The organism is Ameyamaea chiangmaiensis, assembly GCF_013376175.1.
Lineage (GTDB): Bacteria > Pseudomonadota > Alphaproteobacteria > Acetobacterales > Acetobacteraceae > Ameyamaea > Ameyamaea chiangmaiensis.
Genome location: NZ_JABXXR010000093.1, coordinates 1 through 11460 on the forward strand (window position 1 = coordinate 1; position 11460 = coordinate 11460).

Sequence of the window (11460 nt, forward strand, 5' to 3'; positions counted from 1 at the left end):
AGCCGCGATCCGGCCCTCAGGCCGGGTCGGGCTTTTCCGGCCGTTCAAGCGGGTACCAGCTGCGTCCGTCGCGCGCCAGAAGCTCGTCGGCACTTTTGGGCCCCGTCTCGCCGGCCGCATACCATTCGAGCGTCGAGGGATCGGCGGCCCAGGCCGTCAGCACCGGGTCGACCGCCCGCCACGCCGCGTTGATGTTGTCGGCGCGCTGGAACAGGGTCGCATCCCCCGTCAGGCAATCATAGAGCAGGGTTTCGTAGCCGACATTGGGTTGTTGCTGGAACGCATCGCCGTACCGGAACTTCACCGCGACCGGGGCCATGTTCATCTCGGGCCCGGGGTGCTTGGCGGCCATCTCGATGGTCAGGCCTTCCTCGGGCTGGATGTTGAGGATGATGCGGTTCGGCCCGGGCGCGTCGGTCTCGCCGCCTGAGCGCGCGAACATCTCCAGTGGCGGCTTGCGGAACTGCACCACGACCTCCGTGCGCCGACCGCCGAGCGACTTGCCGGTGCGCAGGTAGAATGGCACGCCCGACCAGCGCCAGTTGTCCACATGCAGCTTCAGCGCGACATAAGTCTCGGTCGTACTGTCCGGGGCGACGCCCTCGGCTGCGCGATAGGCGATCACCTTGCGCCCTTCCACCGTGCCGGCAGTGTACTGCCCGCGCACGGCGTCCTCCGGTCGGACTGGCCGCACAGCTTCGAACAACTGCTCCTTGGCGGTGCGGACCGTGTCGGCCGAGAAGGAGTTGGGCGGCTCCATCGCAACCATGGCAAACAGCTGAAAGAGGTGGTTGGGCACCATGTCGCGTAGCGCCCCGGTGGGTTCGTAGAACGCGCCGCGCCCCTCCACGCCGATGGTTTCCGCCGCCGTGATCTGGATGTGATCGATATACTCGCTGCGCCACAGGGGCTCGAACAGGATGTTGCCGAACCGCATCGCCAGAATGTTCTGAACCGTCTCCTTGCCCAGAAAATGGTCGATCCGATAGACCTGTTCTTCCGAGACGACGGACAGCACCGTCCGATTCAGCTCCTCCGCCGTGGCGAGGTCGGAGCCGAACGGCTTTTCGATCACCACGCGCCGGAAACCGTCGGTTTCGTCCACCAGACCGGCCTTGCCCAGTGTCTGGACAGCGGTCGCGAAAAAGCGTGACGGTACGGCGAGATAGAAGACGGCCGGCCCTTTCAGCGTGGCACCGACGTCGCGCAACTGTGCCTCGTCGGTGAAATCGGCATGGGTGTAGTCCATGCGCTCGAGCAGCCACGACCATGTCGTCTGGTCGATCTCGGGCGTGTAGAACTCCGCGTTGCGGTCGGTGGTGAAGCTGTCCATCGTGGTGGTCAGGCCGTCGTGCCAGGCCTGCGTCGTGGACTCGACACGGTCGATCCCGATGATCCTGAACTTGTCATCCAGCAGCCCCTGTCCCGCCAGATTATAGAGTGCGGGCATCAGCAGCCGCTTGGTCAGGTCGCCGAACGCCCCGAAAATCACAAGCGTACAGGCGGGGGCCGCCCTGGTACCGGAGGCCGAGATGGCGTGGCGCGCGCGGGCCGGGGACGAGACGTCGCGGAAAAAGGACATGGCACACTCTCCGTTGGTGCGTCCGGGCCGTGCCCGGCGTCGGCGCGTACTGTCGCGCGTCCTCCGACCAACGCGCAACCGGGGCCAGGTGTCAGCCATGCGGCCACACGTTTTCTTGCGCGCCGCTCCGGGGAGGACTAGAGCAGCAGTCCGGGCTTTTCCTGCCCGGAGCGCATGGCAGGGCTGACGCAATGACGCCACGGCCCCTGCGCCGCCATCGCGCGCGGGTTTCACCAGCAGGGGACGTGGGACGAGGACTGGACAATGGGCTATCGCGTGGCCGTCGTAGGCGCAACCGGTGCGGTTGGGCGTGAGATTCTCAAGACGCTGGCCGAACGCGCTTTCCCGATTGACGAGATCGCGGCCGTCGCATCGGCGCGCTCCACCGGGCAGGAGGTCTCGTTCGGGGACCGCAAGGTGCTCAAGGTCCAGAACCTGGACACGTTCGATTTCACCGGCTGGGACATCGCGCTGTTCTCGCCCGGTGGCGCGGTATCGGCCAAGCATGCGCCGCGGGCCGCGGCGGCGGGCTGCATCGTCATCGACAACACGTCGCATTTCCGCATGGAGCCCGACGTGCCGTTGGTGGTGCCCGAGGTGAATCCGAACGCGTTGAAAAAGGCGCGGCGCGGGATCATCGCCAATCCGAACTGCTCGACGATCCAGATGGTCGTGGCGCTGAAGCCGCTGCACGACCTGTTCACCATCCGACGCGTCGTCGTCGCCACGTACCAGGCCGTGGCCGGAGCGGGCAAGGAAGGCATGGACGAGCTGTTCGCCCAGGCCAAAGGCTTCTTCGTCAACGATCCGCCCAAGATCGAGCAGTTCACCAAGCAGATCGCCTTCAACTGCATTCCGCAGATCGACCGTTTCATGGATGACGGCGCGACGAAGGAAGAGTGGAAGATGACCGTCGAGACCCGCAAGATTCTCGACCCTGATATCGCCGTGATCGCGACCTGCGTGCGCGTGCCGGTGTTCATCGGCCATTCCGAAGCCGTGCATGTGGAGTTCGAGGAGCCGGTGGATCTGGCCCGCGCCCGCGCGGCCCTGCGCGAGGCCGACGGCGTCATCCTGCATGACGAGCGCGAGGACGGCGGCTACGTCACGCCACTCGAATGTGTGGGCGAGGATGCCAGCTACGTCTCGCGCCTGCGTGTCGATCCGACCGTGCCGAACGGTCTGGCGTTCTGGTGCGTGTCGGACAATCTGCGCAAGGGCGCTGCGCTGAACGCCGTGCAGATCGCCGAGACGATGATTGCGCTCGATCTGATCCGTCCCGCCGCGAAGGTCTGACGCTACGCCCACGGACCGGTTTTCCCTGCTGCCGTTCGCTTCGCGGCAGCAACAGATTTGCCCCCCGCGCAGGGGTGCCATGCGGGCCTGTGGTCCGTCTCGCGGGCTCGTGTACGGGGCGGTGCGTTGACCCCCCGTCCCTCGGGGCGTAGGACCGGAAGACGTAAGGGCAAAAGGCGGTAAACCGCCACTACGGTCAAAAAAACGGGGGACGACGACGCAGTCATGCAGGACGTTCGTGAAGCACTCTATGTGGGCCAAAGAAGCGACGGCAGCCTGATCAGGCGTCCGATGTCGCCTCATCTGCAGGTATACCGTTTCCGCCTGTCGATGTTCCTTTCGATCGCGAACCGTGCGGCGGGCGTCGTCTCGGCCGGAGGTGCGGCGCTGGGCGTGTTGTGGCTGTCGGCGGCGGCCAATGGGCCGAAATCCTTTGCCAGGGCGCAACGGGTCACCGGGCATCCGCTGGGTCGCCTCGTCCTGGCGGGCTGGTCGCTTGCGGCGGTGTATCATCTCATCGCCGGCATCCGCCATCTGATCTGGGACAGCGCGCGTCGTTTCGACAAGGCGGAAATCAACGAGGACGGCAAGAAGACCGTGATCGCGACGTTGGCGACGACGGCTGCTCTGGTCGGCGCGCTGTTCGCGGTGGCATCGTCGCGCAAAGGCAAGGTGACGTCATGAACGACATGAGTTCGGACCTGCGTGTCCGCACCATGCGCTCGCAGCTTTCGCGCGCGCAGGGACTGGGTGCCGCGGGCAGCGGTGTGTCCCATTGGTGGACCGAGCGCGTGACGGCGATCGCGCTGGTGCCGCTGTCCGGCTGGTTCGTGGTGCAGGTCTTCCGCCTGGCCGGCAGCGAACATGCAACCGTCGTGCGCTGGGGCGGCAAGCCGGTCAATGCGACGATGCTGATTGCGCTGATGGTGCTGACGTTCCGTCACATGCAGTTGGGCCTTGAGGTCATCGTCGACGACTACGTGCATGGCAGGGCGCATCTGCCGGTCCGGCTGGCCATCAAGGTCGGTGCGCTGCTGCTTGGCCTGTTTGCCGTTCTGGCGGTGATCCGGCTGATGTTCGCCTCGGCGCGCGCGCCGGCCGCCTGAGCCTAAGGGACGCTCTCCGCCCGGACGTCGATCCGGGCAACGACTGAACCTGACCGTCTTCCTCCGGGGGCGGGACAGAATCGGGAAACGTTGACGAATGAACGCGATTTCTTCTCCTTCGACCGGTGCCTATCGCATCGTCGATCATGTCTATGATGTGGTCGTGGTCGGTGCCGGCGGGTCCGGTCTGCGCGCCACGCTGGGCATGGGTGCGGCCGGTCTGCGCACGGCGTGCGTGACCAAGGTCTTCCCAACCCGCAGCCACACCGTCGCCGCGCAGGGCGGTATCGGCGCGTCGCTTGGCAACATGGCCGAGGACAACTGGCGCTGGCACATGTACGACACCGTCAAGGGGTCCGACTGGCTGGGCGACCAGGACGCCATCGAGTTCATGTGCCGCGAGGCCGTGCCCGCCGTGCAGGAACTGGAGCATTTCGGCGTGCCGTTCTCGCGCACCGAGGATGGCCGGATCTATCAGCGCCCCTTCGGCGGCCACATGAGCGATTACGGCAAGGCACCTGTGCCGCGCGCCTGCGCCGCCGCCGACCGGACCGGTCACGCCATTCTGCACACGCTGTATCAGCAGTGTCTGAAGCACAAGGCCGAGTTCTTCGTCGAATATTTCGCCATCGACCTTATCATGGACGAGGAAGGCGCGTGTCGCGGCGTCATGGCGTGGTGTCTGGAAGACGGCACCATGCACCGTTTCAATGCCAAGATGGTGGTGCTGGCGACGGGTGGTTACGGCCGTGCCTATCAGTCGTGCACGTCCGCCCATACCTGCACCGGTGACGGCGGCGGCATGGCGATGCGCGCGGGAGTGCCGACGCAGGATATGGAGTTCGTCCAGTTCCATCCGACCGGAATTTTCCCGGCCGGCTGTCTGCTGACCGAAGGCTGCCGTGGCGAGGGCGGGTATCTGACCAATTCCGAGGGCGAGCGTTTCATGGAGCGTTACGCGCCCACGGCGAAGGACCTTGCCTCGCGCGATGTCGTGTCGCGTTCGATGACCATCGAAATCAACGAGGGGCGCGGCTGTGGTCCGAAAAAGGACCATATCATGATGCACCTGGAGCATCTGGGCGCTGACCTGCTGCACGAGCGTCTGCCTGGCATTTCGGAGACCGCGCGCGTGTTCGCGGGCATCGACGTGACCAAGGAGCCGGTGCCCGTTCTGCCGACCGTGCATTACAACATGGGCGGTATTCCCACGAATTATCATGGCGAGGTCGTCCGACCGACCGCCGACAACCCCGATGCGATCGTGCCGGGCCTGATGGCCGTGGGCGAGGCCGCGTGCGTGTCTGTGCACGGCGCGAACCGTCTGGGCACGAACTCGTTGCTCGACCTTGTGGTGTTCGGTCGTGCTGCGGCGCGGCGGGCGGCGGAAGTCGTCAAGCCGTCGGATTTTGCCGCTCCGCTGCCGCCGCGCGCGGGCGAAAAGGCGCTCGACCGGTTCGACGCGCTTCGTAACGCCAAGGGCGGCACGCGTGTGGCGCATCTGCGCGAGACGTTGCAGCGCACGATGCAGTCGCACGCGGCCGTGTTCCGCACCTCGCAGAGCCTTGAGGAAGGCTGCGGCAAACTGCGTGACCTGTGGTCGGGATCGAAGGACATGAGCGTATCCGACCGTTCGCTGATCTGGAACAGCGATCTGGTCGAGGCGCTGGAGTTCGACAATCTGATGGCCAATGCCACGGTGACGATGGAGGGCGCCTTTGCCCGCCATGAAAGCCGTGGTGCGCACGCCCACGACGATTATCCGGATCGCGATGACAAGACCTGGATGAAGCACACGGTCGCGTCGCTGGACGACAAGGGCGGTGTGACGCTGAGCTATCGTCCGGTCCGCATGCAGACTCTGACGAACGAGGTCCAGGTTTTCCCGCCCAAAAAGCGGGTCTACTGAACGAGAGGCGAAACGCCCGAACGCGTACGCGAGAACAGGGACGAGACCCATGGTCGAATTCACACTGCCCCGAAACAGCAAGGTCGGCAAAGGCAAGACCTATCCCGCGCCAGCCGGGGCGACGAACGTCAAGGCGTTCGGCATCTATCGCTGGAGCCCGGATGACGACAGCAATCCGGTCGTGGACACCTATGAGCTTGATCTCGACAAGATGGGGCCGATGGTGCTCGACGCCCTCATCCACATCAAGAACGAGGTCGACCCGACGCTGACGTTCCGCCGGTCGTGCCGCGAAGGCATCTGCGGATCGTGCGCGATGAACATCGACGGCGAAAACACGCTGGCGTGCCTGAAGCCGATCCGGGACGTCAAGAAAGCGGTCGCGATTTCGCCGCTGCCGCACATGCCGGTCGTCAAGGACCTGGTGCCGGACCTTAACGGTGCCTACGCGCAGCTTGCCTCGATCGAGCCGTGGATGAAATCCGACACGGCACCCCCGCCGGATGCCGAACGACGCCAGAGCGAGGAAGAGCGTGCCAAGCTCGACGGAATGTGGGAGTGCATCCTGTGCTTCTGCTGCACCACCTCGTGCCCGTCATATTGGTGGAATGGCGACCGCTATCTCGGCCCGGCCACGTTGCTGGCGGCGTATCGCTGGATTGCCGACAGCCGCGACGAAGCCAAGGGCGCGCGTCTGGATGCGCTCGAAGATCCGCTCAAGCTTTATGCGTGCCGCACGATCATGAACTGCACGCAGACCTGCCCGAAGGGTCTGAACCCGGCCAAGGCGATCGCGGAGATCAAGAAGCTGCAGCTCGAACGCAAGGTCTGACGACCGTTATACATGCGTTGCGTGATCATCGCCGCCACGACCCTGTCGCGGCGGCGATTTTTACTTTGGGGACAGATGACGGACCGTTCGCGGCAAGTCGCATCTTGAAGAAGTGACGACTGATAGACTACCGTTCCTGATCTGCTGCCGGCTACGATCTGGAACTACGTAATGACCAAGAGCGCGTTGACTTTGTTCGTCAAAGATGAGTTCGACGATATCTCGTGGTGGATGTCCTATCATCTGGCCCTTGGGGCCGACACCCTCATTATATTCGACGACCACTCGACGGATGGAACGTGGGAACTGATCAATGCGGCTGCTCGTCATTTCGATGTGCGGCCGCACCGCACCAATACTGCCGAAGACAACTTTTACCTGCGTCAGCGTGAGAGCTATCTGACATCCCTGTCGTTGTATGGCTCCGAATTCGACTGGATGGCGTCCCTCGATGGTGATGAATACGTCAATATCAAAAGCCACGACTCTCTGAACGCCTTCCTGGATGAGTTTCCGGACGCAGACGGGATTGCGCTGAGCTGGCGATGCTTCGGGTCGAACCAGAACGCGTTCAAGCCGCGCCATTCGCCGCTACGGGCCTATCTTCATGCGTCCGACGAGACGTTGTCCGATAATGATCTGATCAAGTCGTTCATCCGTCCGCGTGCCTTTGGCGGCCATTATATCGATCCGCATCGATGGGATGTGGACAACGATCGATATGTCGATGCGGACGGCAAGCGGGTCGAATGGAAAGGCTCGGGCATGAACCCCAATTGGGGACGCGCGCAGATTAATCACTATATCTGCCGTAGCATGGAGCATTATCTGAAACGTCTCCAGAATAGACCCGATATTCATAAGACGACGATTTTCTGGGACCATTTCAACGTCAATAAAGTATTTGACGATTCGATCCTGAAGCATGAGCATCAGACGAAAATCCTGAATTATTCGATATGGCAGAGTTTGTGGGAGACGCGTGGCGCGTCACAGCATTCTGTCTACCGGCCAGTTGTCTTCGGTGAGCCGGTGTTTGAGCTCAGTACACAGACTGGCCTACATGTGTGTATGGATAAGTCGAGAAATATTGTAGTCGCTGTAGATCCGGACGCTGTCGATGGCAATGACCTCGCTCGCATCCTGTGTGTAAAAAGTCCCAGTGAAGACAACGTAGTATTTATATTTCAAGAGGGTGCGCGGGATTCCAGTCCTGTTTTCGTTAGTGAGGCTGCACTTAGTCTTCCGTATATACCGATGAAGTTTGAGTATTTTCCAGATGAGGGTAATTTTGCATTCAGTAGCTTCGCTGGAATTTTTCTGTGTGCCAATCCTCATGATGGTTCAGTATTATTGAACCGCTATAATCCAGGTGAATGGGAGCGTTTTCACCTGCGACCTGTTCATGGCGAGTTTCTGAAAGACGTGTGTGCCCTCAGTTGGCTTGTTTACGAGGGCCGTAACATGAAAACTCATGATGATATCATCCAATCTGCGCGACGCATTCCTGCGGCGGACGTATACGTAATCGCCTCCTTCTTCCACATGTTGCCGAGCAGCGAAAAGTACTTGGCACGACAAAAGATGACGGGCTGGTTCCCGGCGTGGCTTTCCTAGAAAATATGTGAGGCACTGATGCGGAATATCCGACGATCCAAGAAATCAGCAGTGCTTTTTAAGACTCATTTTTGGGATGAGGGTGTCGCGGAAAATTTCGCAGCGTGTAAACGGTTTAGTCAAGAATCAGATATATTTATTCTTTTCGATTCCAGTAATCGCAAGATAGACATCCCGGATGAAGTGCTTTTATCCGAGCGTGTTTTTCTGACGCCTTACAGCAAGGTCGAGGCTCTCGGTCTCGAGTGGGGCATGCCCGGGGTGGGGGGAGGTTATTGGTATAACGGAGATTATCAGCAGAACCTGTTCATCCTTGATCATTCTGAATACGACTATATTTGTTCAGTTGAGAATGATGTAGGAATTTTTTGCTCTCTCGACAGCATCTTTGACGATATGGCTGAGAACGGCATCGATCTGGTGTTTCTGCCGCAGGAAGGGCCAAATCATACGTGGAGCCATTTGAATGGCTGCATCGGCTATTATGATACGAATCAGAACATTAGGAAGGGCCTCTTCTGCATCTCCTTTTTTTCAAGGAGAGCGGCCTTGCATATCGTGCGACGACGCATCGAGATGTCGTTGCAGCGACGTCAGTACACTCTCCATGGCTGGCCGATCGGTGAAGCGGTCATGGTGGAAGAGGTTTTGAGAGCCGGTATGGTTGCCCGGTCAATCGCAGACTACTGTGATTCGTTGACGCAATACGATTGGGCTCCTGCCTACTCTTTTCGTGAATTTGACCCTAGGGATGGACGCACGTTCGTCCACCCGGCGCTCCCTCTGAATGACAAATTTTATCGCTCGAACTTTCAGCAAGACTATAACGCCCTGTTTTCGGAACGAAATGTAATTAGCGGAAAGTCTCGGGAGCGCGCTCGAAAAATTAATGATTTGGAGGTGTATAGTCGACTTTATACATCACTACATATGCAGTGGGCGGAGGACAGATGGCGCCCATTGATCGAGGATGCTGCGTGCCATCTGTCTCCTGATGCGCTGGCACTCTTGCATGGCCCCAACCTTCTCACGTCCGATAACGCGGTCGTCGAGCGAGAAAGCGGGTCGCGAGCTCCGAACGCTCTCTGCCTCTCGGCTTTGCCTGCCTGGGGCGCCGAACAGTCGGAGCAACTGGATGTCAATGAGCGCATTCGACTCATTGTTTCTGTATCAGGGGATACGCAGCTGCTCATCGGCAGTGAGTCGAGTGATCTCGCGGAGGCACTCCACATGCGTGCTCTCGACGCCGACATCGCGTCGGCACCAATAATGATGTCGTTTCGCATTCAACATCGAGCAATGAGGTTTTTCTCAGCATCGATCCCTGCGGGTACCCGCGAGGTGGTCATCGAGTGTCAGGCGCCGTGTGTTGTCAACAACATCCGCCTGTCAAACGGCCAAGGATCGATTGCCGACTGGCGGCGTTGATGAGCGCCAACGGCGTCAGCCGGGAAACGTCTGTCGGCGGGGGACAGTCGCCATCGACACATGATACCCCGGCTCATTCGTGTTCAGCCAGATTCCGTGCGGCGAACGGCCCGTGCGGATGGTGGTGTAGGTGCCCGTGGCCGGGTCGATGACCGCCACGTGCTGACGCCAGCGCAGTGTCGCCCACATCTTGCCGTCGGGGGCGAAGACGATGTCGTCGGGGCCGCCGGGGACATTGAAGCTGTGGACGATCGCCAGGCTGTCCCAGTCCAGTTGCTCGATGATCCCCGAGACACGGCACGTCACATACAGGCGCTTGTGATCGGGTGAGATGAACAGGTTGTGCGGTCCCGGCGCCATCTCGACCTTGCGCTCCAGATGGCCGTCCGTCGGGTCGACGACCGCGACATAGTTCGTGCCCATCACGCCGACCAGAATGCGGTCGTTATGCCACAGCACGCCGGCGGGCGTGGAGCCGACGTCGGTCGTCCACAGCGTGCGGCCCGAGGCGGTCTCGATCGCGGTCAGTTTGCCGCTGTCCTGCAGGCTGACATAGACGACTGACGAATCGGGCGAGAAGTTCATGTGGCTTGGCATCGACGATGCCGGGATCCGGTGCAGAAGCTTGAAGTCGTCGCGCGCGTCGTAGATGTCGATCTGGTTGCGCGCCAACCCGGCGACGCCGAAATAATGCCCGTCCGGGCTGAACTGGATCTGATAGGGATCGACGATCGGGATCTGCTTTACCCGGTCGCCGGTCTGGGCGTCGAAGAAGAACAGCATGTTCCCCGCCGTATCGCCGACCAGCAGGTATTTTCCATCCGGTGTCGGGGCGGTGTGATGCGGCTCGCGCAGGACCGACACGCGCCGGAGTTCCTGCTGCGTGTCGATGTCGTATTCGCCGATGGTCGCATCAGCCGAGTTCAGCACGAAGGCGAGGCGCTCGGCCCGTGCCTCGTGCGCCGTCATCAGACCGAGGCAGGTGGCCGACAGGACCAGGGAGCGGAAAAAAGTAGCTTTCATCGCGCATAACGCCTTGAGAAGGGAGGTGCCGGGCTCGCTTTTCGCGACCATGCACGTCAGACTGTCTCTCTTAGGCTGTCTCAACGCCTTGCGAAACCACTAATAAACCGCACCGAAAGAGGTCGGAATGAACCAGAACGACATCGATGCCCGCGGTCGCGAAATCCTGCGCTCTATCCTCGACAGCGCGATCAGGGCCGCGTTGCCCGCCCATTGTCTGGCGCAGCATCTGCCGGAAAAGCCGCGTGGGCGTTGCATCGTCGTTGGTGGCGGCAAGGCCTCGGCCGCGATGGCGGCCGCGCTGGAGGCCGCATGGCCGGACGTACCGATGAAAGGCCTGGTGGTCACCCGTTACGGTCACGCGGCGCCAACGGCCCATATCGAGATCGTTGAAGCCGCGCATCCTGTCCCCGACGAGGCCGGGTTGCAGGCGACCGCACGCATGATGGCGCTTGCCGCGCAGGCCGGTCCGGACGATCTGGTGCTGGCCCTGATTTCGGGGGGCGGGTCCTCGTTGCTGAGCGCTCCGGCCGAGGGGATCAGTCTGGCCGACAAGCAGGCCGTCAACCGCGCGCTGCTTGTGGCCGGGGCGCCGATCGGCCTGATGAACCGCGTGCGGCCGACGCTGTCGCGTATCAAGGGCGGCGGTCTGGCGCGGGCCGTTCCC

General features: G+C 61.5%; 10 protein-coding genes. 8 read left to right on the forward strand and 2 right to left on the reverse strand.

The features are described from left to right. Window positions 1-16: 16 nt before the first annotated feature. Entirely contained in the window at window positions 17-1582 is a 1566-nt protein-coding gene (gene zwf, locus HUK82_RS11220) for a glucose-6-phosphate dehydrogenase (RefSeq protein ID WP_176614039.1), read from the reverse strand. Window positions 1583-1846: 264 nt separating this feature from the next. Here zwf and HUK82_RS11225 point away from each other — a divergent pair, with 264 nt between their 5' ends. From HUK82_RS11225 to HUK82_RS11255, 7 genes are all read left to right on the forward strand, one after another. Further along, entirely contained in the window at window positions 1847-2878 is a 1032-nt protein-coding gene (locus HUK82_RS11225) for an aspartate-semialdehyde dehydrogenase (protein WP_176614040.1), read from the forward strand. A 225-nt stretch (window positions 2879-3103) separates the two neighbouring features. Next, the gene (gene sdhC, locus HUK82_RS11230; protein WP_176614041.1) at window positions 3104-3562 is read left to right on the forward strand and encodes a succinate dehydrogenase, cytochrome b556 subunit; all 459 of its coding nucleotides are present in this window, start codon (window positions 3104-3106) and stop codon (window positions 3560-3562) included. 5 nt (window positions 3563-3567) lie between these two features. Continuing rightward, window positions 3568-3984, forward strand: a complete 417-nt coding sequence (gene sdhD / locus HUK82_RS11235) for a succinate dehydrogenase, hydrophobic membrane anchor protein (RefSeq protein ID WP_373318241.1) — start codon at window positions 3568-3570, stop codon at window positions 3982-3984. Window positions 3985-4081: 97 nt separating this feature from the next. Further along, window positions 4082-5893, forward strand: a complete 1812-nt coding sequence (sdhA, locus tag HUK82_RS11240) for a succinate dehydrogenase flavoprotein subunit (RefSeq protein WP_176614043.1) — start codon at window positions 4082-4084, stop codon at window positions 5891-5893. A gap of 49 nt (window positions 5894-5942) precedes the next feature. Further along, window positions 5943-6725 (forward strand): succinate dehydrogenase iron-sulfur subunit, encoded by a 783-nt coding sequence (locus tag HUK82_RS11245; protein ID WP_176614044.1) that lies wholly within the window; start codon window positions 5943-5945, stop codon window positions 6723-6725. 171 nt (window positions 6726-6896) lie between these two features. Next, window positions 6897-8342 (forward strand): glycosyltransferase family 2 protein, encoded by a 1446-nt coding sequence (locus HUK82_RS11250; RefSeq protein WP_176614045.1) that lies wholly within the window; start codon window positions 6897-6899, stop codon window positions 8340-8342. 51 nt (window positions 8343-8393) lie between these two features. After that, a complete protein-coding gene (locus tag HUK82_RS11255) occupies window positions 8394-9770 on the forward strand; it encodes a hypothetical protein (RefSeq protein ID WP_176614046.1) in 1377 nt (458 codons plus the stop codon). 15 nt (window positions 9771-9785) lie between these two features. Here the strand turns inward: HUK82_RS11255 and HUK82_RS11260 are convergent, their stop codons facing one another. Then, complete coding sequence (locus tag HUK82_RS11260) at window positions 9786-10793, reverse strand: YncE family protein (RefSeq protein ID WP_246495311.1); 1008 nt, start codon at window positions 10791-10793, stop codon at window positions 9786-9788. A gap of 127 nt (window positions 10794-10920) precedes the next feature. Here HUK82_RS11260 and HUK82_RS11265 point away from each other — a divergent pair. Then, the coding region (locus HUK82_RS11265) for a glycerate-2-kinase family protein (RefSeq protein ID WP_176614048.1) at window positions 10921-11460 on the forward strand (540 nt) is incomplete at its 3' end.